Source organism: Candidatus Pantoea persica, from assembly GCF_013753875.1.
Lineage (GTDB): Bacteria > Pseudomonadota > Gammaproteobacteria > Enterobacterales > Enterobacteriaceae > Pantoea > Pantoea persica.
Window position 1 is genome coordinate 103,392 of sequence record NZ_SMDS01000016.1, and the last position, 26,333, is coordinate 129,724.

Annotated in this window: 12 protein-coding genes, 4 tRNA genes and 9 pseudogenes; 20 read left to right on the forward strand and 5 right to left on the reverse strand. The window is 57.9% G+C overall.

Translation table 11 applies throughout. The features are described 5' to 3' along the window. The first annotated feature begins 299 nt into the window (after window positions 1-299). Window positions 300-743 carry a ferric iron uptake transcriptional regulator gene (gene fur / locus EIO60_RS05475; RefSeq protein ID WP_258576135.1) on the forward strand — a complete coding sequence of 148 codons (444 nt, stop codon included), beginning with the start codon at window positions 300-302 and terminating at the stop codon, window positions 741-743. A 57-nt stretch (window positions 744-800) separates the two neighbouring features. Here fur and EIO60_RS05480 read toward each other — a convergent pair whose 3' ends face one another. The 3 genes and pseudogenes from EIO60_RS05480 to EIO60_RS05490 form a co-directional block, all read right to left on the reverse strand. Beyond that, the gene (locus tag EIO60_RS05480) at window positions 801-1,145 is read right to left on the reverse strand and encodes a hypothetical protein (protein ID WP_258576293.1); all 345 of its coding nucleotides are present in this window, start codon (window positions 1,143-1,145) and stop codon (window positions 801-803) included. A 284-nt stretch (window positions 1,146-1,429) separates the two neighbouring features. Further along, window positions 1,430-3,097 carry a glutamine--tRNA ligase gene (glnS, locus tag EIO60_RS05485; protein ID WP_258576136.1) on the reverse strand — a complete coding sequence of 556 codons (1,668 nt, stop codon included), beginning with the start codon at window positions 3,095-3,097 and terminating at the stop codon, window positions 1,430-1,432. Window positions 3,098-3,258: 161 nt separating this feature from the next. Next, window positions 3,259-5,178 (reverse strand): annotated as a pseudogene (locus tag EIO60_RS05490) (glucose PTS transporter subunit IIA). A gap of 333 nt (window positions 5,179-5,511) precedes the next feature. Here EIO60_RS05490 and nagB point away from each other — a divergent pair. The 9 genes and pseudogenes from nagB (at window position 5,512) to EIO60_RS05535 (ending at window position 11,983) form a co-directional block, all read left to right on the forward strand. Next, window positions 5,512-6,307 (forward strand): annotated as a pseudogene (nagB, locus tag EIO60_RS05495) (glucosamine-6-phosphate deaminase). 58 nt (window positions 6,308-6,365) lie between these two features. Beyond that, window positions 6,366-7,421, forward strand: a pseudogene (nagA, locus tag EIO60_RS05500) (N-acetylglucosamine-6-phosphate deacetylase). Between the two features lie 7 nt (window positions 7,422-7,428). Continuing rightward, window positions 7,429-8,649, forward strand: a complete 1,221-nt coding sequence (gene nagC, locus EIO60_RS05505; protein ID WP_258576137.1) for a DNA-binding transcriptional regulator NagC — start codon at window positions 7,429-7,431, stop codon at window positions 8,647-8,649. 20 nt (window positions 8,650-8,669) lie between these two features. Then, window positions 8,670-9,429 (forward strand): annotated as a pseudogene (locus EIO60_RS05510) (HAD-IIA family hydrolase). 301 nt (window positions 9,430-9,730) lie between these two features. After that, window positions 9,731-11,398, forward strand: coding sequence for an asparagine synthase B (gene asnB / locus EIO60_RS05515; RefSeq protein WP_258576138.1), 1,668 nt, complete (start codon window positions 9,731-9,733; stop codon window positions 11,396-11,398). A 216-nt stretch (window positions 11,399-11,614) separates the two neighbouring features. Beyond that, window positions 11,615-11,691, forward strand: a tRNA-Met gene (locus tag EIO60_RS05520). Between the two features lie 11 nt (window positions 11,692-11,702). Further along, window positions 11,703-11,787 (forward strand) — tRNA-Leu (locus EIO60_RS05525). A gap of 21 nt (window positions 11,788-11,808) precedes the next feature. Further along, window positions 11,809-11,883 (forward strand) — tRNA-Gln (locus EIO60_RS05530). Between the two features lie 28 nt (window positions 11,884-11,911). Further along, window positions 11,912-11,983, forward strand: a tRNA-Gln gene (locus EIO60_RS05535). A gap of 365 nt (window positions 11,984-12,348) precedes the next feature. On the opposite strand, the gene ubiF is transcribed toward EIO60_RS05535, so the two are convergent. Then, complete coding sequence (ubiF, locus tag EIO60_RS05540; RefSeq protein ID WP_258576139.1) at window positions 12,349-13,521, reverse strand: 3-demethoxyubiquinol 3-hydroxylase; 1,173 nt, start codon at window positions 13,519-13,521, stop codon at window positions 12,349-12,351. 233 nt (window positions 13,522-13,754) lie between these two features. On the opposite strand from ubiF, the gene miaB reads away from it, so the two are divergent. The 9 genes and pseudogenes from miaB to EIO60_RS05585 all read left to right on the forward strand — a co-directional run bounded on the left by miaB (window position 13,755) and on the right by EIO60_RS05585 (window position 22,957). Further along, window positions 13,755-15,176, forward strand: a complete 1,422-nt coding sequence (gene miaB, locus EIO60_RS05545; RefSeq protein ID WP_258576140.1) for a tRNA (N6-isopentenyl adenosine(37)-C2)-methylthiotransferase MiaB — start codon at window positions 13,755-13,757, stop codon at window positions 15,174-15,176. 196 nt (window positions 15,177-15,372) lie between these two features. Then, window positions 15,373-16,434: a PhoH family protein gene (locus EIO60_RS05550; protein WP_258576141.1), complete on the forward strand. Its 1,062-nt coding sequence runs from the start codon at window positions 15,373-15,375 to the stop codon at window positions 16,432-16,434. After that, window positions 16,431-16,904 (forward strand): rRNA maturation RNase YbeY, encoded by a 474-nt coding sequence (gene ybeY / locus EIO60_RS05555; RefSeq protein ID WP_258576142.1) that lies wholly within the window; start codon window positions 16,431-16,433, stop codon window positions 16,902-16,904. Before EIO60_RS05550 ends, ybeY begins: the two co-directional genes overlap by 4 nt. Window positions 16,905-16,984: 80 nt before the next feature. Continuing rightward, a pseudogene (corC, locus tag EIO60_RS05560) lies at window positions 16,985-17,865 on the forward strand (CNNM family magnesium/cobalt transport protein CorC). A gap of 4 nt (window positions 17,866-17,869) precedes the next feature. Next, complete coding sequence (lnt, locus tag EIO60_RS05565; protein WP_258576294.1) at window positions 17,870-19,393, forward strand: apolipoprotein N-acyltransferase; 1,524 nt, start codon at window positions 17,870-17,872, stop codon at window positions 19,391-19,393. A gap of 387 nt (window positions 19,394-19,780) precedes the next feature. Then, a pseudogene (locus tag EIO60_RS05570) lies at window positions 19,781-20,679 on the forward strand (amino acid ABC transporter substrate-binding protein). Between the two features lie 155 nt (window positions 20,680-20,834). Beyond that, a pseudogene (locus EIO60_RS05575) lies at window positions 20,835-21,553 on the forward strand (amino acid ABC transporter permease). After that, window positions 21,553-22,230, forward strand: a complete 678-nt coding sequence (gltK, locus tag EIO60_RS05580) for a glutamate/aspartate ABC transporter permease GltK (protein WP_258576143.1) — start codon at window positions 21,553-21,555, stop codon at window positions 22,228-22,230. The pseudogene EIO60_RS05575 and the gene gltK overlap by 1 nt, the downstream one beginning before the upstream one ends. Further along, a pseudogene (locus tag EIO60_RS05585) lies at window positions 22,231-22,957 on the forward strand (amino acid ABC transporter ATP-binding protein). Window positions 22,958-23,037: 80 nt separating this feature from the next. Here the strand turns inward: EIO60_RS05585 and EIO60_RS05590 are convergent. Beyond that, window positions 23,038-23,520: pseudogene (locus EIO60_RS05590) on the reverse strand (zinc ribbon-containing protein). A 227-nt stretch (window positions 23,521-23,747) separates the two neighbouring features. Here EIO60_RS05590 and leuS point away from each other — a divergent pair. Next, a complete protein-coding gene (gene leuS / locus EIO60_RS05595; RefSeq protein WP_258576144.1) occupies window positions 23,748-26,330 on the forward strand; it encodes a leucine--tRNA ligase in 2,583 nt (860 codons plus the stop codon). Window positions 26,331-26,333 lie beyond the last annotated feature (3 nt).

Sequence of the window (26,333 nt, forward strand, 5' to 3'; positions counted from 1 at the left end):
TAGAAATAATAGCTACAGATTTTTAACTTTTACCGCTGTTTCTGTACAATACCCACATCGGTTATCTGCTTATTTCTTCCGCCAGGTCAGGAAGTTAGCGAGATGATAACGAACCTCCTGCACTTCTCCGTCCGGCGCCGTTACGTAATGCCTTACAGCCCGTGTTGATTTCAGGCGTTTCCCTCGGTTTTCATTTCAATGCTTCGCCTCTATAATGAGACGCAAATGAGAATAGACATCTAAAGATATTCAAGGCTTGGCGCCTCAAGTAACCAGCAAAGTAACAGGACAACATCCGCATGACTGATAACAATACCGCATTAAAGAAGGCTGGCCTGAAAGTCACGCTGCCCAGACTGAAAATTCTGGAAGTGCTTCAGGAACCTCAGTGCCATCACGTCAGCGCGGAAGATCTGTATAAACGCTTGATCGATATGGGCGAAGAGATTGGACTGGCAACCGTTTATCGCGTGCTTAACCAGTTTGATGATGCGGGCATCGTTACGCGCCACAATTTTGAAGGCGGTAAATCGGTATTCGAACTGACCCAGCAGCATCACCACGACCACCTGATCTGCCTCGACTGCGGTAAGGTCATTGAGTTCAGCGACGAGTCGATCGAAGCACGCCAGCGTGATATCGCCACACGTCACGGCATCAAGCTGACCAACCACAGCCTCTATCTGTATGGTTACTGCGCGCTGGGCGATTGCCGCGAAGACGAAACGCTGCACGACCAGTAAGGCGTTGCGGAACACAAAAGAAAAAGCCGGTATGCATACCGGCTTTTTTTATGGCTGTCAGGCGACCAACATTTCCTGCAGAAAGCGCCAGCGCGGAATGGAGGTGCTGCAGTCGAGGAGCGCCAGCGAGAGACGCGTTTGATCGGTACCGTCCATCATTTGCAGCTCACGATATTGAATGGTTACCTCCTCTTTTTGCTGCGAAATCACGGCATGCTCGCGGGTGGCGATACGCATCCCTTCGCGTTTGCCGCGCAGCTGGCGGAACATCTCTTCGGTCTGATTCAGATCCAGCAGTCTGCCCTGCGGCGTCACCATGCGGAAGTCAGGATGAAAATGGGAGAGCAGCAGATGAAAGCTGTCATCTTCGCTAGATGTCTGGTTGAAGATACGTTCGATCAGCTAATGTAAAACTACTACGCTGTATTTTGCTTCCTGACCAAGAGCCGTCATTTTTTCTTTTTTTGCCCGCATCGCCTCTTTTAAGAGCAAATAGCCTACCTAAAAAAATGAAATTCACATCTGGAAATTGATTAATTTTCATTAACTCAGATAAATCTCAGGCTAGTATGACAAGCCACAATTCTCCCCAACAGCATAAAAACGCGTCAGCACACAACGAGCAGCGATAAAAAAGGGCGATTGCTCGCCCTGTTAATATTTTATCATGAATTTAGCGCAGTAAATTAATCGCCGATTTTCGCCCAGGTATCGCGCAATCCGACGGTGCGGTTGAACACCAGCTGGTTAGGTCTCGAATAGTGGCTGTCGACGCAGAAGTAGCCTTCGCGCTCGAACTGGTAAGGCGCGTACGGGCTGGCGTTCTGCAGGCCTGGCTCGACGAATCCCTGACGGATGTGCAGCGAGTCCGGGTTAATTGCAGTCAGGACATCGTCCGCCGCTCCTGGGTTCGGCACGCTGAACAGGCGATCGTACAGGCGGAATTCGGCCGGCAGCGCGTGTTCGGCGGAGACCCAGTGGATCACGCCCTTCACCTTGCGGACGTCAGCCGGATCTTTACTCAGCGCGTCGACATCGCAGGTGCAGTAGAGGCAGGTAGTGTTGCCCGCCTTGTCTTTCGCCACGCGCTCGGCGCGGATAACGTAGGCGTTGCGCAGGCGCACCTCTTTGCCCAGCACCAGACGCTTGTACTGCTTGTTCGCCTCTTCGCGGAAGTCAGCGCGATCGATCCACACTTCGCGGCTGAACGGCACGTCGCGCGTGCCCATTTCCGGCCGGTTGGGATGATTCGGCATGGTGATGGTTTCATGATGGCCCGCCGGCAGGTTTTCAATCACCACCTTCAGCGGATCGAGCACCGCCATGGCGCGCGGTGCGTTTTCGTTCAGGTCGTCGCGAATGCACGATTCCAGCGACGCCATCTCCACCATGTTATCCTGCTTAGTGACGCCGATGCGGCGGCAGAACTCGCGGATCGACGCGGCGGTATAGCCGCGGCGACGCAGGCCCGAAACGGTCAGCATGCGCGGATCGTCCCAGCCTTCCACCACTTTTTCGCTGACCAGCTGCGTCAGCTTGCGCTTCGACATCACTGCATATTCGAGATTCAGGCGCGAAAACTCATACTGACGCGGATGCACCGGAATCGAGATGTTGTCCAGCACCCAGTCATAGAGGCGACGGTTGTCCTGGAACTCCAGCGTACAGAGCGAATGGGTAATGTTTTCCAGCGCATCGGAGATGCAGTGGGTAAAGTCGTACATCGGGTAGATGCACCATTTTTTGCCGGTATGGTGATGCTCGGCGAACTTGATGCGATAGAGTACCGGATCGCGCATTACGATAAAGCTGGAGGCCATATCGATTTTGGCGCGCAGGCAGGCTTTACCCTCAGCGAATTCGCCGTTGCGCATCTTCTCGAACAGCGCCAGGTTCTCTTCCACGCTGCGGTCGCGGTACGGGCTGTTTTTGCCCGGCGCGGTCAGGGTGCCGCGGTATTCGCGGATCTCTTCCGGCGTCAGTTCGTCGACGTAGGCCAGGCCTTTATTGATCAATTCAACCGCGTAGAGATAGAGCTGATCGAAGTAATCAGAGGAGTAACGAACGTCCCCGCTCCACGTAAAGCCCAGCCACTGCACGTCGCGCTTGATCGATTCAACGAACTCTATGTCCTCTTTTACCGGGTTGGTATCGTCGAAACGCAGGTTGCACTGTCCCTGATAATCCTGTGCGATGCCGAAGTTCAGGCAGATGGATTTCGCATGGCCAATGTGCAGATAACCATTAGGCTCCGGCGGAAAACGGGTATGCACGCTATGGTGCTTACCGCTCGCCAAATCTTCGTCGATGATCTGACGAATAAAGTTAGTTGGGCGGGCTTCAGCCTCACTCATCTCTCAATCCTCAATACTTATAGCGGGTGACAGGTATCACGAAGTAACGGAGTATGATCCACAAAGCGTCGCAGGGAAACAACCGTTTGTTAAGGCGCGGAAACGAAAAAGGCAGGAATAGCTTCCTGCCTGCTTTTTTTTGCCTCGACCTGAATCGCGGCTTAGCCTCTTACCTCATAGAGGCGGGTTTCGCCGGCAACCACCATACCGCTTGCCCGCAGCGCGATCGCCGCGAAGTCATCACTGTTGCTGACCACCACTGGACTGATCATCGAGCGCGCATGGGCGTTGAGATAGTCGAGATCCATCTCCAGCACCGGCTGGCCCGCCGCCACCGTCGCGCCCTCTTCCACTAGGCGGGTAAAGCCCTTGCCGTCGAGCGCCACGGTATCCAGCCCCATGTGAACCACAATTTCGACGCCGTTACCTGTTTCCAGGCAGAAGGCGTGGTTTGTGGCGAAGATTTTCACTACCGTGCCGGAAATCGGCGCCACCACGGTTTTACCAGTGGGCTTGATAGCTAGGCCGTCGCCTACCTCCAGGCTGGCGAAGGCTTCGTTCGGCACCTCCTCCAGCGCCACCACTTCGCCGCTGACCGGCGCCACCAGCGTCGCCACCACGCCGCTTTCGCGCGTAATGGCCGCCTGCGGGGCTGCCGCCGCCGTCGCGCTGCCCGCCGAGGCGACCCCTTTGGTCAGCACTTTCTTCATGGCGGAGGCGACGCTTTCCGCTTGGGTGCCGACAGTGACCTGCACACTCTGTTTATTCAGGCGAATCACGCCGGATGCGCCCAGCCGTTTAGCCACTGACTCATTCACCTGCGCGGAATCTTTCACGTCGAGGCGCAGACGGGTGATGCAGTGCCGGTGAGGTTGTCGGAGCCGCCTACCGCGCCGATGTAGCGGCGCGCCAGTGATTCGGTAGCGCTTTCGCCGTCGTCGGTTTTGTCGACGTTGACGTCATAGCCATCTGACTCGTCGCCCGCTACCGCCAGCTCGCGGCCCGGCGTCATCAGGTTGAACTTCTTGATGGTGAAGTGGAACACCAAATAGTAGATAACGAAGAAGACGATGCCCTGTGGGATCAGCATCCACCAGTGGGTAGCCAGCGGGTTGCGACTCGACAACGCCAAATCCACCAGCCCGGCGCCACGAACATAAAGGAGAATTCCAGCGGCTCGGTGATGCCGGTGAAAGAAGGCCGCGAACACCGCCGCCAGCATAATGCCGCCGACCTTGGCGAGATTTTCCGGACGCGCGCAGTGGTAGATAGCCAGCGCAGCGCCCGGCAGGCCAAACATCATAATCGGGAAGAAGCCCGCCTGATAGCGGCCGTTAATACCCACCACGCCGGTGCCGTTGGCGATCGACCGACTGCGCGCCGCCGAGGAATTTCGGAATGTCGTTGATGCTCGCGACGTCAAACCAGAACACCGAGTTCAGCGCGTGGTGCAGACCAACCGAGCTCAGCAGGCGGTTAAAGAAAGCGTAGACCCCTGCGCCGACGGAGCCGAGCTTCTGAATCTGTTCACCGAAGCTGACCAGGCCGTTGAAGATCACCGGCCAGATATACATCAGAATAAAGACCACCACGATCATCAGGAAGGAGACGAGAATGGGCACCAGGCGTCGGCCGCTAAAGAAGGAGAACGCTTTCGGCAGCTCAACATGGCTGAAGCGATTATAGATCTCTGCCGACAGGATCCCCACCAGAATGCCGACAAACTGGTTGTTGATTTTGCCGAACACAGCAGGCACCTGATCCACCGGCATTTTCTGGATCATGGCGACAGCAGCAGGCGAACAGAGCGTCGTGACCACCAGGAAGCCGACAAAGCCGGTCAGCGCCGCCGCGCCATCTTTGTCTTTGGAGAGGCGTTAGGCGACGCCGATGGCGAACAGCACCGACATGTTTTCGATAATCGCCGCGCCCGATTTGATCAGCAGCGCCGCAAAAGCACTGCTGGCGCCCCACGCATCTGGGTCTAGCCAGTAGCCGAGCCCCATTAAGATTGCCGCCGCCGGTAGGGTCGCCACCGGCACCATTAGTGCACGACCGACCTTCTGTAAGTAACCTAGCATGTACCCTTTCCCCCGATGAGACTGGTTGTCGCCCTGCCGCCGCGAAATATTGTTATGTCAGCCGCAGGGGTTTGAATAGCACTACACTTCACGTTGCGCAGTGTAATGGCAAGTTGATTCGTCTCGCAAATTATATCCGTCTACTCTGTGATAATTATCACTCAAAAGCAGTGTTGATTCGCCGAGGCGTATAGCGATTGATGCCAACCTGCTTCATGATGAAAAATATCACGGCGCAGTGAGGCTGTGACGCCAACGCCAGAACGGCGCGTTGTTCATAACCGCCATATCCTCCTGCTTCGCCCCTTCTCCTAACTCTTAATGAGGTGAAACATGCGACTTATCCCTTTTCCCACGCCCACTCAGGTTGGCAAGTGGGCAGCCCGCCACATCGTTAACCGCATCAATGCATTCAACCCCACCGCAGAGCGCCCTTTCGTGCTCGGACTGCCGACAGGCGGCACGCCGCTGGAGGCTTACAAACACCTGAACGCACAAAGCGGGCCAGGTTAGCTTTAAGCACGTGGTGACCTTCAATATGGATGAATATGTCGCCCTGCCGAAAGAGCATCCCAAACGTCATCACAGCTTTATGTATCGGAATTTTTTCGATCATGTTGATATTTAACCAGAAAATATCAATCTTCTGAATGGCAATGCGCCCGATATTGACGCAGAATGTCGCCAGTATGAAGAAAAGATTCGCGCACTGGGTGAAATTCATCTGTTTATGGGTGGCGTCGGCAACGATGGCCATATCGCGTTTAACGAACCCGCCTCTTCGCTCGCCTCCCGTACCCGTATAAAAACGCTGACGCATGAAACGCGCGTGGCGAACTCACGCTTTTTCAACGGCGACGTCGATCAGGTGCCGAAATATGCCCTTACCGTCGGCGTCGGTACACTGCTAGACGCCGAAGAGGTAATGATTCTGGTGACCGGCCATGTAAAAGCGCAGGCGCTTCAGGCGGCGGTCGAAGGCAATGTCAACCATATGTGGACAATCAGCTGCCTGCAGCTGCACGCGAAATCGGTCGTGATCTGCGACAAGCCGGCCACCATGGAGCTGAAAGTGAAAACCGTCAAATATTTCCGCGAAATGGAAGCGGAAAATATGAAAGGCGTTTAAGCCAACATTGTTAATGCCCGACGTCGAGGCGACGACGGGCCCAGCCGGGAGAAGCAAGATGTACGCATTAGTAAACGGCCGAATTTATACTGGCCATGAGACTCTGGACAACCATGCGGTGTTGATCGCCGATGGGCTGATTGCACGCGTTTGTCCACGCGACGACCCGCCTGACGATATCGCTCAGCGTCGAGACGCTGGAAATTATGCAGCGCGCCAACGAGAAGTCGGGCTGCACCAGCTTTCTGCCGACGCTGATCACTAGCAGCGACGCGCTGATGAAGCGCGCCATCGACACTATGCGCGCCTATAAACAGCGTCATAAAAACCAGGCGCTGGGCCTGCATCTGGAAGGCCCCTGGCTGAACAAAGCCAAAAAAGGCACCCATAATCCCGACCTGATTCGCCTGCCCGATCCCGCGCTGATGAGCTACCTGTGCGATCACGCCGACGTCATCACCAAGGTGACGCTGGCGCCGGAAAACGTCGGCGCGGCGGTGATCCGCTAGCTGACGGAGGCGGGCATCGTTGTGTCTGCAGGCCACTCCAACTCCACCAATGATGAGGCCAAAGCGGGCTTCCGCGCGGGCGTGACCTTCGCCACCCACCTCTATAACGCGATTCCCGCCTTTGCCGGACGCAAACCGGGCCTGATCGGTGCGCTACTTGATTCACCTGATTTATACTGCGGAATCATTGCGGATGGTTTACATGTCCATTACGCTAACGCGCGCAACGCGAAGCGCATCAAGGGCAATAAGCTGGTGCTGGTCACCGACGCCACCGCGCCTGCCGGCGCAGAGGCGGAGATGGATAAATTTATTTTCGCTGGCAAAACAATATACTATCGCAATGGCCTGTGCGTAGACGAGAATAGCACCCTGAGCGGCTCGGCGATCACCATGATCGAGTCGGTACGCAACGCCGTCGACCATGTCGGCATCGCGCTGGATGAAGCGCTGCGCATGGCGACCCTTTACCCGGCACAGTCAATGGGCGTGGAGAAGCAGTAGGCACTATCGAAGCGGGAAAATTCGCCAACCTCACTGTATTTACACGCTATTTCAAAATCATTAAGACGTTTGTCAACGGAGACGACGTCCTGAGCGAGTAAGCACTGAATGACCACTGGCGGCCAGACACAAATAGGAAATGTCGATCTTGTCAAGCAACTCAACAGCGCGGCCGTTTACCGGCTAATCGATCAGCAAGGCCCCATTTCGCGCATTCAGATTGCTGAACTGAGTCAGCTTGCGCCCGCCAGCGTCACCAAAATTACCCGCCAGCTTATCGAGCGCGGCCTGATCAAAGAGGTGGACCAGCAGGCGTCCACCGGCGGACGCCGCGCCATCTCCATCGTTACGGAAACCCGCTATTTTCACACCATCGGCGTGCGGCTCGGCCGCCTCGACACCACGCTGACGCTGTTCGATCTCAGCGGCAAATCGCTGGCGCAGGATGATTATGCCCTGCCGGAGCGCACCCAGGAGACGCTGGAGCACGCCCTGTTCACCGCCATCGGAAGCTTTATCGAGACGCACCAGCGCAAAATCCGCGAGTTGATCGCCATCTCCGTGATCCTGCCCGGGCTGGTCGATCCGGTTAACGGTGTGATCCGCTATATGCCGCATATCGCCGTCAGCCACTGGCCGCTGGTGGCCGGCCTGCAGGCACGCTTTAACGTGACCAGCTTCGTTGGCCACGATATCCGCAGTCTGGCGCTGGCGGAGCACTACTTCGGTGCAAGCCGCGACTGCGCCGACTCCGTTCTGGTGCGAATGCATCGCGGCACCGGCGCGGGCATTATTGCCAACGGCCAGATTTTTCTCGGCAGCAACGGCAACGTGGGGGAAATCGGCCACATTCAGGTCGATCCGCTGGGCGAGCGCTGCCACTGCGGCAACTTCGGCTGTCTGGAAACTATCGTCGCCAACGGCGCGATTGAAAACCGCGTGCGCCATCTGCTTAGCCAAGGCTATCCCAGCAGCCTGACGCAGGATTCCTGTCAGATCGCGCAGATCTGCAAAGCCGCCAACCAGGGCGACGCGCTGGCCTGCGAAGTGATTGAGTATGTCGGCCGCTATCTGGGGAAAGCGATCGCCATCGCTATCAACCTGTTCAATCCGCAAAAAGTGGTGCTGGCGGGCGAAATTACCGATGCCGAAAAGGTGCTTTTTCCGGCGATTGATGGCTGTATAAACACGCAAGCGCTCAACGCCTTTCGCAAGAATTTGCCAGTGGTGCGTTCCGAGCTCGATCGTCGTTCAGCGATAGGCGCCTTCGCGCTGGCCAAGCGCGCTATGCTTAACGGCATTCTGCTGCAACATCTTCTGGAAGAATAAATGCGGACCGGACCGAAACCATGACGATAAAAAGCGTAATTTGCGATATAGACGGCGTGCTGATGCATGACAACACCGCTGTGCCCGGCGCGCAGGAATTTTTGCGGCGCATTCTGGATAAAAAGATGCCGCTGGTGGTGCTGACCAACTACCCGTCGCAGACCGCGCAGGATCTGGCGGACCGCTTCGCCAACCCGGGCGTCGAGGTGCCTGACTCCGTGTTCTATACCTCCGCGATGGCCACCGCCGATTTTCTGCGCCGCCAGGAGGGCAAAAAGGCCTACGTTATTGGCGAAGGCGCACTGATCCACGAGCTTTACAATGCCGGCTTCACCATTACCGACGTCAATCCCGACTTCGTTATCGTCGGCGAGACGCGCTCTTTTAACTGGGACATGATGCATAAAGCGGCCTTTTTCGTCGCCAGCGGCGCGTGCTTTATTGCGACCAACCCCGATACCCATACGCGCGGCTTTGTGCCCGCCTGCGGCGCGCTCTGCGTCGGCATTGAGAAAATCTCCGGCCGCCGCCCCTTCTATGTCGGCAAGCCCAGCCCCTATATCATGCGCGCCGCGCTAAACAAGATGCAGGCGCATGTCAGAAGAAGAAGAAACAGTTATCGTTGGCGACAACCTGCGCACCGATATTCTCGCCGGTTTGCAGGCGGGGCTGGAAACCGTGCTGGTGCTTTCCGGCTTCTCGACGCTGATCGACATCGACGCCATGCCCTTCCGTCCCGACTGGATTTACCCCTCCGTCGCCGATGTTGACCTCTTCTGACCCCTTTTTTCTGCTCGCCTTCCAATACCGGGCGGCACGGCATCTCTTCCCCGCGCTGCGCGAATTATCTGCTGTTTTTTTCGCCGCTTTTGTGGATCTGTTGAGGATCCAGCAACGAAACGACCTTTTAATTATATAAAATTCAAAATAACGCGCTAGGCAATAATCTTTTCATCAGTAAAACGCGAATATGCTTGCATTGACGGTAGGAAATAGCGCATTTTCTTATACATCACGCAGCCGCTGGCTGCCGGACAAGGCAACGATAACATTGCCGTCAGGCGAGCTCAGGAGTCAGAATATGTGTTCTATTTTTGGTGTGTTGGATCTGAAAAGCGATCCGATTGAACTGCGTAAAAAAGCGTTGGAGAGTTCCCGCCTGATGCGTCACCGCGGACCGGACTGGTCTGGCATCTATGCGGACGACAAGGTGATCCTCGCGCATGAGCGCCTCTCTATCGTGGACGTCAACAACGGTGCGCAGCCGCTGTACAACGCCGACCACACCCATGTTCTGGCGGTTAACGGCGAAATCTACAACCATCAGGCGCTGCGCGCCGAGCTGAGCGATCGCTACCAGTTCCAGACCGGTTCCGACTGCGAAGTGATCCTGGCGCTCTATCAGGAAAAAGGGGTCGATTTCCTCGACGATCTGCAGGGCATGTTCGCCTTTATTCTGTGGGACAGCGAAAAGCAGCAGTATCTGATCGGCCGCGACCATATCGGCATTATCCCGCTCTGTATGGGTAACGACGAGTACGGCAACCTCTATGTCGCCTCCGAAATGAAGGCGCTGGTGCCGGTGTGCCGCTCGATTAAAGAGTTTCCGCCGGGAAGCTATCTCTCCAGCACCGACGGCGAAATCCGCCGCTACTGGCAGCGCGACTGGATGGAGTACGCTGCCGTTGAGCACAACACTACCGACGCGGCCGGCCTGAAGCATGCGCTGGAAGAGTCGGTCAAAAGCCACCTGATGTCGGACGTGCCTTACGGTGTGCTGCTCTCCGGCGGCCTAGACTCCTCTATAATTTCCGCCGTCACCAAGCGCTTTGCCGCGAAGCGCGTGGAAGATCAGAACAAGAGCGACGCCTGGTGGCCGCAGCTGCACTCCTTCGCCGTCGGCCTAGAAGGCTCGCCGGATCTGAAGGCGGCCAAAGCGGTAGCCGACCATCTGGGCACCGTCCATCATGAAATCCACTTTACCGTGCAGGAAGGGCTGGATGCGATCCGCGACGTGATTTATCACATCGAGACCTATGATGTAACCACCATTCGCGCCTCGACGCCAATGTACCTGATGTCGCGCAAGATTAAAGCTATGGGCATCAAGATGGTGCTCTCCGGCGAAGGCGCGGATGAAGTGTTTGGCGGCTATCTCTACTTCCATAACGCGCCGAACGCCAAAGAGTTCCATGAAGAGAACGTGCGCAAGCTGATGGCGCTGCACATGTACGACTGCGCCCGCGCCAACAAAGCGATGTCCGCCTGGGGCGTGGAGGCGCGCGTGCCCTTCCTCGACAAGAAGTTCCTTGACGTGGCGATGCGCATCAACCCGCAGGACAAGATGTGCGGCAGCAACGGCAAAATGGAAAAACATATCCTGCGCGAGTGCTTCTCCTCTTATCTGCCGGAGAGCGTCGCCTGGCGTCAGAAAGAGCAGTTCTCTGACGGCGTCGGCTACAGCTGGATCGATACGCTGAAAGAGGTGGCGTCGCAGCAGATCAGCGATCAGCAGCTGGCGACCGCGCATTTCCGCTTCCTGTACAACACGCCGAACTCGAAAGAAGCCTATCTCTACCGCGAGATCTTCGAGGAGCTGTTCCCGCTGCCGAGCGCGGCGGAGTGCGTACCGGGCGGTCCGTCGGTCGCCTGCTCCTCCGCCAAGGCGATTGAGTGGGACGAAGCGTTCAAATCAATGGACGATCCATCTGGCCGCGCCGTTGGCGTGCACCAGTACGCATATAAATAAGCAAAATAAGTCATCACCAGATGGGCCTTGCGGGGCCCATTTTTTTGCGTTTTGATCGGGTTGCGATCAAAATTTGCCGAATAATTCATCACCCTGGTTACAAGCCAGACAAACGGGCGTGCCAGGGCGAAAATCGGTAAAAAATGTGTTGACGCTCCAAAGCTCAATACGCATAATGCGCCCCGCAACGCCGATGAAGGTAATGCGAAAAAAGATGGCTACGTAGCTCAGCTGGTTAGAGCACATCACTCATAATGATGGGGTCACAGGTTCAAATCCCGTCGTAGCCACCATCTTTTTTTTTGCGGGAGTGGCGAAATTGGTAGACGCACCAGATTTAGGTTCTGGCGCCGCAAGGTGTGCGAGTTCAAGTCTCGCCTCCCGCACCATTTGAGTCTTCGGCAGCCGAATGGGGTATCGCCAAGCGGTAAGGCACCGGTTTTTGATACCGGCATTCCGAGGTTCGAATCCTCGTACCCCAGCCATACAAAGACAATTTGAACAGACACTATTTGGGGTGTCGCCAAGCGGTAAGGCACCGGATTCTGATTCCGGCATTCCGGGGTTCGAATCCCTGCACCCCAGCAAAATTGCACAACAGGCCCGCTTTTGCGGGCTTGTTGTTTTTGGCTTTGCTAAACGCGGCGTGTAAACAGCAACGCGATTGCCCGCTCCGGCCACAGAAACACTCCCCGAAGAGCAAAGCGTCCCGCGCAAGGAGAAAAACGCCGGGAGCGTTTTTAAACAACGAGGCGCGTTGGCTCGTTTACGGGCGCACCTCAGAGATGAGGAGCGTAACCTCGCGGGCCGAGCGGTCATGGATGACGAACAACGATATTGCTATCGGGAGCGCCTCTGTGGCCGCGCACAGCGCTGCAGCCATCGACAACCACGTCAGCGATCCCTCATCATCACCGCCGCGCACAGACGCGCCCGTTCTCAAGCTTCCGCTACAGCCCCAGCGCGTAGCGCAGCACTTGACGCTTCAGCACGCCGGAGCGTTCGGCGGCGATCAGCCCCAAATTGCGCGCAAATTTCAGCGACGGCAGCGGATTGCTGAAGGCGAAATAGAAGAGATCCATCCAGCTCTGCATCAGCAAATTATCCCAGCGGCGCTGCGACTGATAGCGGCGCAGCACGTTTTCTGCCGCCCAGTCCTGCGTGTTGCCGCACGCCTCCACCAGCACCTCCACCAGCGCGTCCACGTCGCGGTAGCCAAGGTTAATGCCCTGCCCCGCCAGCGGGTTGATGGTGTGCGCCGCATCGCCGATCAGCGCGAGGCCCGGTAGCACATAGCGCTGCGCGTGACGCCGCACCAGCGGAAAGCCGCCCGCCGCATGCGCCTTAAACCGGCCCAGCCTCGCCGGAAAGGTCGCGGCGATCTCTTTTTCCAGCGGCGGCAGCGCCATCGCCTGCAGCTGGCGGATGCGCGCTGGCACGTCATACCACACTAGCGACGCGCGGTTATCGTACAACGGCAAAAAGGCGCGCGGCCCATGCGGCGTAAACTGCTGCCAGGTTGAATCGCCCGCCGGGTGCTCGCAGGTCACGCTGACCAGCAGACAGGACTGCGCATAGCTCCAGCCGCTGATGCCGATGCCAGCCATCTGCCGTACCTGCGAGTTCGCCCCGTCGGCGCCGACCACCAGCCGGGTATGCAGCGCCGCGCCGTCGCTGAGATCGAGACGCCAGCCGCCGTTTTCCGGCTGCAGGCTGGAAAGCGTCGCCGGACAGCAGAGCTGAATCTCCAGCTGCTGCATACGCTCCCACAGCGCGCGCTGCAGCACGCTGTTCTCTACCATATAGCCCAGCTCCGGCAGCCCCAGCGACGCCGAATCGAAGCTGACGTGGGCCGCCTGCCACTCCCAGGTCTCCAGCTTGCGATAGGGCGCGCAGCGCATCGCCTCCACGCGCGGCCAGACGTCAAGCTGCTTCAGCAGTCCCACCGAGGCGCTGCCGATGGCGGAGATACGCACGTCGGGCTCGCTGGCGGGGTCGAACGGCGCTGGCTCTGCGCGCTCCACCACTGCCACGCGAAACCGCTGCAGCGCCAGAACGCACGCCAGCGCGGCGCCTACCAAGCCACCACCTACCACCACCACATCAAAGCGGTTATCCTGCATTGCTTCTCTCCTTCCTTTCTTTCTCGCGCCAGCGACGCGGGTTAACTGGCGCAAAGTGTACCGGAAAAACGCCGGCGCGGCAGAAATGCCCCTCCCAAGCTGAGACGGCGGCCAGACTTTGCGCCCGCCAGCCCACCGTTGCAGCAAGTATGACGGCTCTACGCTGGTCACAACAGCGTCAAAGCATTACAATACGCGCCCTTCACTTCACTGAATCAATGGCTAGTTCGACAATGAAAAAACTGCATATCAAAACCTGGGGCTGTCAGATGAATGAGTATGATTCATCCAAGATGGCTGACCTGCTGAACAGCACCCACGGCTATACGCTGACTGAGGAAGCTGAAGAGGCGGACATTCTGCTGCTCAACACCTGTTCCATCCGCGAGAAGGCGCAGGAGAAAGTTTTCCACCAGCTGGGACGCTGGAAAACCCTGAAAGAGCGCAACCCTGATTTGATTATCGGTGTCGGCGGCTGCGTGGCGTCGCAGGAAGGCGATCATATTCGCCAGCGCGCCAGCTATGTGGATATAGTCTTCGGCCCGCAAACCCTACATCGCCTGCCGGAGATGATCAACAGCGTGCGCAGCAATAAAAGCCCGGTGGTGGACATCAGCTTCCCGGAAATCGAAAAGTTCGACCGCCTGCCAGAGCCGCGCGCAGAAGGCCCGACCGCCTTTGTGTCGATCATGGAAGGCTGCAACAAATACTGCACCTTCTGCGTGGTGCCCTATACCCGCGGCGAAGAGGTGAGCCGTCCCTGCGACGATCTCCTGCTAGAGATCGCCCAGCTGGCAGCGCAGGGCGTGCGTGAAGTTAACCTGCTGGGCCAGAACGTCAACGCCTACCGTGGCGAAACCTTTGACGGCGAGATCTGCACCTTCGCCGAACTGCTGCGCCTGATAGCCGCCATCGACGGCATCGACCGCATTCGCTTTACCACCAGCCATCCGATCGAGTTTACCGACGACATTATCGAGGTCTACCGCAACACGCCGGAGCTGGTGAGCTTCCTGCATTTGCCGGTGCAGAGCGGCGCGGACCGCATTCTGACCCTGATGAAGCGCGCCCATACCGCGCTGGAGTATAAGGCGATCATCCGCAAGCTGCGTGCCGCGCGCCCCGATATTCAGATCAGCTCTGACTTTATCATCGGCTTCCCCGGCGAAACGCAGCAGGACTTCGAGCAGACCATGAAGCTGATCGCCGACGTCAATTTCGACATGAGCTTTAGCTTTATCTACTCCGCGCGCCCCGGCACCCCGGCGGCGGATCTGCCGGATGACGTAACGGAAGTGGAGAAAAAGCAGCGCCTCTATATTCTGCAGGATCGCATCAACCAGCAGGCGATGGCCTGGAGCCGCCGGATGCTCGGCACCGTGCAACGCATTCTGGTGGAAGGCACCTCGCGTAAAAACGTGATGGAGCTGTCGGGCCGCACCGAAACCAACCGCGTGGTGAACTTCGAAGGATCGCCGGAGATAATCGGCAAGTTCGTCGACGTGGAGATCGTCGACGTCTACACCAACTCGCTGCGCGGCAAAGTGGTGCGCACCGAAGATGAGATGGGCCTGCGCATCGTAGAGAGCCCGGCCTCGGTGATTGCGCGCACGCGCAAAGAGAACTATATCGGCGTCGGCACCTTCCAGCCCTGATTACGCGCATCCCCGGCGGCGCACGGCGCCGCCTTTTCATCTTCCTCCCCTTGGTTTCGCGGCGCGCTGCCCAAATATCTTTTGCTACGCTTGCGCCCCGGCGACATGCCATGAATACTTTCCTGAAATACCGGGGTTTGCCAACACGGCATCAGATACACATTCCAACTGGCCCTGAGTGACCCAAAGGATTTGTTTGAATATCGAAACTCGTGAAATCGCCTTAGAACCGGCCGATAACCGCCGACTGATGAACCTGTGCGGTCCGTTTGATGACAATATTAAACAGCTTGAGCGCCGTCTGGGTATTGAGATCAACCGTCGCGACAACCAGTTCAAGCTGGTTGGTCGCGCGCCCTGCGTGAACGCCGCCGAAAATATCCTGCGCACGCTCTATGTCGACACCGCGCCGGTGCGCGGCGACATACCGGATATCGAGCCTGAGCAGATCCATCTGGCGATCAAAGAGAGCCGCGTGCTGGAGCAAACCGCTGACAGCGAGACGGAGTTCGGCAAAGCGGTGCATATCCAGACCAAGCGCGGTGTAATCAAGCCGCGCACGCTGAACCAGGCGCAGTACATCGCAAATATTCTCGACCACGACATCACCTTCGGCATCGGCCCGGCGGGGACAGGTAAAACCTACCTCGCAGTCGCTGCGGCGGTAGATGCGCTGGAGCGTCAGGAAATTCGCCGTATTCTGCTGACGCGCCCCGCGGTCGAGGCGGGCGAAAAGCTCGGCTTCCTGCCGGGCGATCTCAGCCAGAAGGTCGACCCCTATCTGCGCCCGCTCTATGACGCCCTGTTTGAAATGCTCGGCTTCGAGCGCGTCGAGAAGCTGATGGAGCGCAACGTTATCGAAGTAGCGCCGCTCGCCTATATGCGCGGCCGCACGCTGAACGACGCCTTTATCATCCTTGATGAGAGCCAGAACACCACCATCGAACAGATGAAGATGTTCCTAACGCGTATCGGCTTTAACTCCAAAGCGGTGATCACCGGCGACGTAACCCAGATCGACCTGCCACGTAGCACCAAGTCGGGGCTGCACCACGCCATCGAAGTGCTCTCCGGGGTAGAGGTGCTAAGCTTCAACTTCTTCCACAGCGAAGACGTGGTGCGCCATCCGGTCGTCGCGCGCATCGTGACCGCCTATGAGGCCTGGGAAGAGGCGGACCAAAAACGCCGCGACCAGCTGGCGGAAGAGCGCAAGCGTGAAGCGCTGGCGGCGCAAAGCGCGGCGCAGGAGAGCAAATGAGCACGGTAATACTCGACCTGCAGCTGGCGTGCGAAGAGACCGGCGGCCTGCCTGACGAAGCCGCTTTCCAGCGCTGGCTGGAAGCGGCGGTCACCCCCTTTCAGCCGGAAAGCGAAGTCACCATTCGCCTGGTGGATGAGACGGAGAGCCATGAGCTTAATCTGACTTATCGCGGCAAAGACAAGCCGACCAATGTGCTATCGTTTCCCTTTGAAGCACCACCCGGCATTGAGCTGCCGCTGCTTGGCGATTTGATTATCTGTCGTCAGGTGGTAGAGCAAGAGGCAGATGAGCAAGGGAAAAGCGTTGAAGCGCACTGGGCCCATATTGTGGTGCACGGTACGCTGCATCTGCTCGGCTACGACCATATCGAAGATGAAGAAGCCGAAGAGATGGAAGCGCTGGAGACGGAGATAATGCTTGCTCTTGGTTATTCCGATCCGTACATTTCGGAAAAAGAAGACGCCTGAGCCGCTGGCTCAGATTAACCTGCCGTCGGCGCACCCGCCGACGGCGACACCCTCACCAGAGAGATCTGTAAAAAAACGTCATGAGCGACGACCATTCTCAAAACAGCGATGCACCCAGTAGTAAAAAGGGATTTTTCTCCCTGCTTATCAATCAGCTATTCCACGGCGAACCACAAAACCGTGATGAGCTACTGGAGCTGATACGCAATTCCGAGCAGAAAGAACTGATCGACCAGGATACCCGCGACAGCTCGAAGGGGTGCTGGATATCGCCGAACAGCGCGTGCGCGACATTATGATCCCGCGTTCGCAAATGATTACCCTGAAGCGCAACCAGACGCTGGACGAGTGCCTCGACGTCATTATCGAATCGGCACATTCGCGCTTCCCGGTGATTAGCAAAGACAAAGATCACGTCGAAGGCATTTTGATGGCGAAAGATCTACTGCCGTTTACGAGCAGCAAGTCCGAGCCGTTCAGCATGGAAAAAGTACTGCGCCCGGCGGTTCTGGTGCCGGAAAGCAAGCGCGTCGACCGGATGCTGAAAGAGTTTCACTCCCAGCGCTACCATATGGCCCTCGTCATCGATGAGTTCGGCGGCGTTTCCGGCTTGGTCACTATCGAAGATATTCTGGAGCGGATCGTCGGCGAAATCGAAGATGAATATGACGACGAAGAAGATCGCGATGTCCGCCAGCTTAATCGCCAGACCTATACGGTGCGCGCGCTGACGCCGATTGAAGACTTCAACGAAATTTTCGGCACACAGTTCAACGATGAAGAGGTCGATACCATTGGCGGGATGGTGATGCAGAGATTCGGCCATCTTCCCGGCCAAGGAGAGAGCATCGACATCGACGGCTATCAGTTCAAAGTCGCCATGGCCGACAGCCGCCGCATCATCCAGGTGCATGTAAAAACTCCGGAAAACGCGCCGATCCCCCAGCTGGATGACGAATAACGCTATGTCCCTTGCCTCACTTTACCCGCGCCAGCGGGTACGTTTGTTGCTGGCATTATTAACGGGTGCCGTCGGCACCCTCGCCTTTTCACCCTATGACTTCTGGCCCGCCGCGCTGCTGTCGCTCGGCGGCCTGCAGCTGCTGACGCTGGATCGCCGCAGCGGCCAGGCGACCGCCATCGGCTTTGCCTGGGGCTTCGGCCTGTTTGGCAGCGGCGTTAACTGGGTCTATGTCAGCATCGCCACCTTTGGCGGCATGCCCGGCCCGGTCAACGTCTTTCTGGTGATCCTGCTAGCGGCTTACCTGTCGCTCTACCCGGCGCTGTTCGCCGGCGTGCTTAACTGCTTCTGGCCGCGCGCCACGCTGTGGCGTCTGGCGCTGGCGGCGCCCGCGCTGTGGCAGATGAGCGAATTCCTGCGCGGCTGGGTACTGACCGGTTTTCCCTGGCTGCAGTTCGGCTACAGCCAAATCGACGGCCCGCTCAAAGGACTGGCGCCGCTGGCAGGCGTAGAAACCCTGACTTTCGTGCTGATGGCGGCGGCCAACCTGCTGGCGTACGCCGTGCGCCAGCGTAGCGCGAAGAGCGCTGTCGCCGCGCTGCTGCTGCTGGCGCTGCCCTGGCCGCTGCGCTATATCCAGTGGACGCAGCCGCAGCCGGCGCGCAGCGTCGATGTCGCGCTGGTGCAGGGCTATATTCCGCAGTCGATGAAGTGGGATCCGCAGCAGCTGCTCAACACGCTGCGCGCCTACAACGACCTGAGCCAGCCGCTGATGGGCAAAGCGCCGCTGATTATCTGGCCGGAGTCGGCGATTACCGATCTGGAAAGCAACCAGCAGCCGTTCCTGCACGCGCTGGACGGTGAGCTGCACCAGCGCGGCAGCGCGCTGATCACCGGCATCGTCGATTCACGGCTCGAGCAGAACCGTTATCACGACTACAACTCGGTGATCGTGCTGGGCGGCGCTGCGCCCTACAGCTATCAGAGCATAAACCGCTACCAAAAAAACCATTTGGTGCCCTTCGGTGAATTTGTGCCGCTGGATAACCTGCTGCGTCCGCTGGCGCCCTTCTTCGATCTGCCGATGTCCTCGTTCAGCCGCGGCGACTATCTGCAGCCGCAGCTCAGCGCGGCGGGCTACCATCTGACCAGCGCCATCTGCTATGAGATCGTGCTGGGCGAGCAGGTGCGCGCCAACTTCCGGCCCGATACCGATTTCCTGCTGACCGTCTCCAACGACGCCTGGTTCGGCCACTCTATCGGCCCGTGGCAGCACTTCCAGATGGCGCGCATGCGCGCGCTGGAGCTGGGCCGCCCGCTGCTGCGAGGCACCAACAACGGCGTGACTGCCGTGGTGAATGCGCAGGGCGAGGTCGAGAAGATCCTGCCGCAGTTTACCCGCGGCGTTCTGCTCGACAAGGTGACGCCAACCACTGGCGAAACCCCTTACGCCCACGCCGGCCTGTGGCCGGTGTGGCTGCTGACGCTGGCCGCGGCGCTGCTGGCGCTGTGGCGCCGTCAGGCGTAATCGCCTTTCAGGCGGCGAGCCATCGGCTCGCCGCCTGCCTGCCCCCCTTATTTTCTGCTGCGACATGACCTAGCACGATGCTTGCTAAGTTACACCGTTTCCTGCAAATCCGGCGGAATGTGGCATCAGCGCGCGCGGTTCTGCACCATTAACAGGCAACCCGGCGCACCGTGGGCGCGCAACAGGCGAAATACGCCTCAATTAGGTGCGGAACACCTTGCAAAAAGAGAAACTTTTTCGTTTCATAACGTTAACAATCCACTATGTTAGTGAGCATTCTTGCCGCGCTGGCGCGGCGAGAAAACAAAAAAGCAGCAGGAAATACACACAACATCATACATCTGCGCAGTTTTTATCCTGTGCGACATATTTTGAAGCAGTTGGACCATGCAGATACGCAAAGTAGCCTTATCGCTTTTGCTGGCAGGAGTAGCGGCAGCGAGCGCGCCCCAAGCGGAAGATCTCAACGGCACCCTGAAGAAAATCAGCGACAACGGCGTGATTGTCGTCGGGCACCGTGAGTCCTCTGTTCCATTTTCTTATTACGACAACCAGCAGAAAGTGGTGGGCTATTCGCAGGCCTACTCTAACGCCATCGTAAACGCTATCAAGGCGAAGCTGAACAAGCAGGCTCTGCATGTCAAAATGATTCCGATCACCTCGCAGAACCGTATCCCGCTGTTGCAGAACGGCACCTACGACTTTGAGTGCGGCTCGACCACCAACAACGTCGAGCGCCAGAAGCAGGCCGCCTTTTCCGATACGATTTTCGTGGTCGGCACGCGTCTGCTGGTAAAAAAAGGCGGCGACATTAAAGACTTCGCCGATTTGAAAGGCAAAACCGTGGTCGTGACCTCCGGTACCACCTCTGAAGTGCTGCTGCACAAGCTGAACGACGAGCAGAAGATGGAGATGCGCATCATCAGTGCCAAAGATCATGGCGACTCGTTCCGCACGCTGGAAACCGGCCGCGCCGTAGCTTTATGATGGACGATACCCTGCTGGCGGGCGAGCGCGCCAAGGCGAAGAAACCGGACAGCTGGGATATCGTCGGCACGCCGCAGTCGAAAGAGGCCTACGGCTGCATGCTGCGTAAAGATGACGCGCAGTTCAAAACTCTGGTCGACGACACCATCGCTAAAGCGCAGACCTCGGGCGGAGCCGCGAAGTGGTTTGATACCTGGTTCAAGCAGCCGATTCCACCGAAGAACCTGAATCTGAATTTCGAGCTCTCAACGGACATGCAGGCGCTGTTTAAAACGCCGAACGACAAAGCACTGAACTAACAACGACAACAAGGGTGGCTTCGCTGCCCTCTCGATTGCTGAAAACCCGGCGCGGACAGACACCCTGCTCAGGTCGTTCCCCTGAAGCAGGCCATACAGACGCTGTTCATCAATCTTCAGGGTAGCTTCTGCTACCCTTTTTACCGGAGCTCGTTATGGGTATCGACTGGAACTGGGACATTTTTCTCGAACAGGCCAACACGACCTACCTTGGCTGGCTGTGGTCCGGATTTCAGGTGACCATTGCGGTCTCCTACTGCGCCTGGATTATCGCCTTTCTTGTAGGATCTTTATTCGGCATTCTGCGTACCGTGCCCAACCGCCTGCTGCGGGCGATCGGCACCTGCTACATAGAGCTATTCCGCAACATTCCGCTGATCGTGCAGTTCTTCTTCTGGTCTCTGGTGGCACCGGAGCTGGTTGGAGAGAAGCTCGGCATGTGGTTCAAGTCGGAGCTGGATCCCAATATCCAGTTCTTTACTGCCTCGGCCTATTTACCGCTGCCCGCGTCTGCGAGCAGGTACGCGCCGCCATCACCTCGCTGCCGCGCGGGCAAAAGAACGCCGGCCTGGCGATGGGCCTGACGCTGCCGCAGACCTACCGCTACGTGCTGCTGCCCAACGCCTATCGCGTGATCGTGCCGCCGATGACCTCGGAAATGCTCAACCTAGTGAAAAACTCCGCCATCGCCTCGACCATCGGGCTGGTGGATATGGCGGCGCAGGCAGGCAAATTGCTCGACTACTCCGCGCACGCATACGAGTCGTTTACCGCGATTACGCTGGCCTATATCGCCATTAACCTGGTGATCATGCTGATTATGAGCCTGATGGAGCGCAAGGTGCGCCTGCCCGGCAATCTGGGAGGGAACTAATGTACGAGCTTGACTGGAGTTCGATTCCTCCCAGCCTGCCCTATCTGCTGAACGGCATGGCTATCACGCTGAAGATCACCATCATCGCGGTGATTTTCGGCATTATCTGGGGCACGCTGCTGGCGGTAATGCGGCTATCGACCTTTAAGCCGATAAGCTGGTTCGCCCGCCTCTACGTGAACCTGTTCCGCTCCGTGCCGCTGGTGATGGTGCTGCTCTGGTTCTACCTGGTGGTGCCAAGCTTTCTGCAGCAGGTGCTGGGGCTGTCGCCGAAAACCGATATTCGCCTGATCTCAGCGATGATCGCCTTTTCGCTATTTGAGGCGGCCTACTACTCCGAGATTATCCGCGCAGGCATCCAGAGCATCTCCCGCGGGCAGTCCAACGCCGCGCTGGCGCTGGGCATGACGCACTGGCAGTTGATGCAGCTGATTATTCTGCCGCAGGCGTTCCGCGCCATGGTGCCGCTGCTGCTGACGCAGGGCATCGTGCTATTTCAGGATACCTCGCTGGTTTACGTGCTGAGCCTGGCCGACTTCTTCCGCACCGCCTCGACCATCGGCGAGCGCGACGGCACTCAGGTAGAAATGGTTCTCTTCGCCGGTCTGGTCTATTTCGCGATCAGCCTGAGCGCGTCGCTGTTGGTCAGCTATCTAAAAAGAAAAAGGACGGTTTAAATGATTAACCTGAAAAACGTTTCTAAGTGGTATGGTCACTTTCAGGTGCTGACCGACTGCACGACCGAAGTTCAGAAAGGGGAAGTCGTCGTGGTGTGCGGGCCATCCGGCTCGGGCAAATCGACGCTGATCAAGACCGTGAACGGACTGAAGCCGATCCAGCAGGGCTGGCATTCTAGTGAACGGCACTGAGGTCAACAACAAGAAAACCAATTTGGCGCAGTTGCGCAGCAAGGTGGGCATGGTGTTCCAGCACTTCGAGCTGTTTCCCCATCTCAGCATCATCGACAATTTGGTGCTGGCGCAGGTGAAAGTGCTGAAGCGCGACAAAGCCGCGGCGCGCAAGAAAGGGCTGAAGCTGCTGAACCGCGTCGGCCTTTCCGCCCATACGCAGAAGTTTCCCTGCCAGCTGTCGGGCGGCCAGCAGCAGCGCGTGGCGATCGCCCACGCACTCTGCATGGATCCCATCGCCATGCTGTTCGACGAACCGACCTCGGCGCTCGATCCGGAGATGATCAACGAGGTGCTCGACGTCATGGTGGAGCTGGCGCAGGAGGGCATGACGATGATGGTGGTGACACACGAGATGGGCTTCGCCCGCAAGGTAGCGAACCGCGTCATCTTTATGGATGAAGGGAAGATTATCGAAGATACGCGGAAAGACGACTTCTTTAATAATCCGCGGTCGGATCGCGCCAAAGAGTTTCTGGCGAAGATTCTGCACTAAAACGTTAGCTCTCGGTCTGCCACGCCGTGCTGGAGCACATGGCACAGACCGATCGCAAAGACGCATCTATGCCGGTAACCTTACGGCTCAAACGGCTCTCGCTGGGACTGATCGTGTCCGCATTCCGAGCAGCGCGTCAGGGGCTCTGGCGTGGCGTATAGATTGCGCGGGTAAAGTGACACTTCTCGCACACCAGATTGCCCAGCCCGACCACCTTGCCGCTCTGATAGACGCCGTGGTGATGCAGATCATGAAACACTTTGCGCCACTCCAGCTGGCTTTTATCGGTGATATCCGCCAGCGCCTTCCACAGGCTTTCACGCATAATGCGCATAAACAGCGAGTCCGTGACGCTCTCAGGCTGCCTAGCTGCGTGCAAATTCCTCTAAATCGCGCCGCACCGCCGCCAGCTCCCGATCGATCTCGTCGGGCGTCGCGGCATCGCTGGCCAGCAGCAGCTCTTGCCGCGCAGCGACTAACGCATCGATATCGCGTTCGCCATCGCGCAGGCGATCGGTGAGCGCTGCCAGGTATTCACGATAGATTTGCGCCACTTTGTTCATTTTATTCTCCTTTCTGGGCGGGTAAGTCAGCTTTAAGTTTAGCCGCTTTGCGCCGCTTGCCGCACTGTTTAGGAAAGCGGCTCGGAATCGCCGGGCGGGATGGCGAGTCAGCGCAGAAATCGCCGCAACTAGGGCTGGGACGTGTTGTTGACCGGCAGCCATATGGGTATGCTATGCGGATCTTAAAGTAGGCTAAGCGTTATTCATTAAGAGGACCACAGGCTGCCATGCAAGAGCAATACCGCCCGGAAGAGATAGAATCCCGTGTCCAGCAACACTGGGACGAAAAACAAACGTTCAAAGTGACCGAAGATGAGAGCAAAGAGAAATACTATTGCCTCTCCATGCTGCCCTATCCTTCTGGCCGCCTACATATGGGCCACGTGCGCAACTACACCATCGGCGACGTGATTGCGCGTTACCAGCGTATGCTCGGCAAAAACGTGCTGCAGCCGATCGGCTGGGATGCGTTCGGCCTACCGGCGGAAGGCGCCGCGGTCAAGAACAACACCGCGCCCGCCCCCTGGACCTATGACAACATCGAATACATGAAGAACCAGCTCAAACTGCTGGGCTTCGGCTATGACTGGAGCCGCGAGCTGGCGACCTGCAAGCCGGAATACTACCGTTGGGAACAGTGGTTCTTCACCAAACTGTATGAGAAAGGCCTGGTTTATAAAAAAACCTCGGCGGTGAACTGGTGCCCGAACGATCAGACGGTGCTGGCCAACGAGCAGGTGATTGACGGCTGCTGCTGGCGCTGCGATACCAAAGTCGAGCACAAAGAGATCCCGCAGTGGTTCGTGAAAATCACCGACTATGCGGATGAGCTGCTTAACGACCTCGACACGCTGGAAGACTGGCCTGAGCAGGTCAAAACCATGCAGCGTAACTGGATCGGCCGTTCGGAAGGCGTCGAGATCACCTTCGACGTCGCCGACAGCGAAGAGCAGGTCACCGTTTACACCACTCGTCCGGACACCTTCTTCGGTACCACCTACGTCGCGGTCGCCGCTGGCCACCCGCTGGCGCTGAAGGCGTCGATGGGCAACCCGGTGCTGGCTGACTTTATCGCCGAATTCCGCAACACCAAGGTGGCCGAAGCGGACATAGCGACAATGGAGAAAAAAGGCATGGCCACCGGCCTGTTCGCCATCCATCCGCTGACCGGCGACAAGGTGCCGGTCTGGGTCGCCAACTTCATGCTTATGGAGTACGGCACCGGTGCCGTGATGGCGGTACCGGCGCACGACCAGCGCGACTGGGAGTTCGCCACCAAATACGATCTGCCGATTAAGCCGGTAGTGCTAAACCAAGACGGCAGCGAGCCGGACGTCAGCGCCGCCGCGATGACCAAAAAAGGCACCCTGTTCAACTCTGGCGAATTTAGCGGTCTGAGCCATGAAGCGGGCTCTAAAGCCATTGCCGACGCGCTGGCCGCCAAAGGCGTCGGCGTGCGCAAGGTCAACTACCGTCTGCGCGACTGGGGCGTCTCCCGCCAGCGCTACTGGGGCGCGCCGATTCCAATGGTGACGCTGGAAGATGGCACCGTCATGCCGACGCCGGAAGACCAGCTGCCGGTGATCCTGCCGGAAAATGTAGTAATGGACGGCATCACCAGCCCGATCAAAGCGGCCCCGGAGTGGGCGAAAACCACGGTAAACGGGCAGCCGGCGCTGCGTGAAACCGATACCTTCGACACCTTTATGGAGTCCTCCTGGTATTACGCGCGCTACACCTGCGCCAACTATGATGAAGGCATGCTGGATCCGGCTGCGGCCAACTACTGGCTGCCGGTGGATCAGTATGTCGGCGGCATTGAGCACGCCATCATGCACCTGATGTACTTCCGCTTCTATCACAAGCTGCTGCGCGACTCAGGTCTGGTGAACTCCAACGAGCCTGCCAAACGCCTGCTGTGTCAGGGCATGGTGGTGGCGGACGCCTTCTACTACTTCGGCGCAAACGGCGAGCGTAACTGGGTCTCGCCGGTGGACGTTACCGTCGAGCGCGACGAGAAAGGTCGCATCGTCAAAGCGATCGACAATCAGGGCCGCGAGGTGATTTACGCCGGCATGAGCAAAATGTCGAAGTCGAAAAACAACGGCATCGACCCGCAGTTGATGGTGGAGCGCTACGGCGCAGACACGGTTCGCCTGTTTATGATGTTCGCTTCGCCGGCGGAAATGACGCTGGAGTGGCAGGAGTCGGGCGTAGAAGGTGCTAATCGCTTCCTGAAGCGCGTGTGGAAACTCGCTTATGAGCACACGGCGAAAGGCGCGACGGCCCCGCTGGATCTCAGTAGCCTTGATGACGATCAGAAAGCGCTGCGTCGCGATCTGCACAAGACCATCGTCAAAGTCTCCGACGACATCGGCCGTCGTCAGACCTTTAATACCGCGATCGCGGCGATTATGGAGCTGATGAACAAACTGGCGCGCGCGCCGCAGGAGAGCGAGCAGGGTCGCGCTCTGATGCAGGAAGCGCTGCTGGCCGTGGTGCGTATGCTCTATCCCTTCACCCCGCACGTCAGCTACGTGCTGTGGCAGGAACTGGGCGGCGAAGGCAGTGTCGACAACGCCGTCTGGCCGGTGGCGGACGAGTCGGTGATGGTAGAAGATTCGCTGCTGGTGGTGGTGCAGGTGAACGGCAAAGTGCGTGGTAAAATTACAGTTGCCGCCGACGCGACGCAGGAGCAGGTGCAGGCGCGTGCGGCGCAGGAACACCTAGTGGCGAAGTACCTGGACGGCGTCACCATTAGCAAAGTGATTTATGTACCCGGCAAACTGCTTAACCTGGTCATAGGTTAAGTT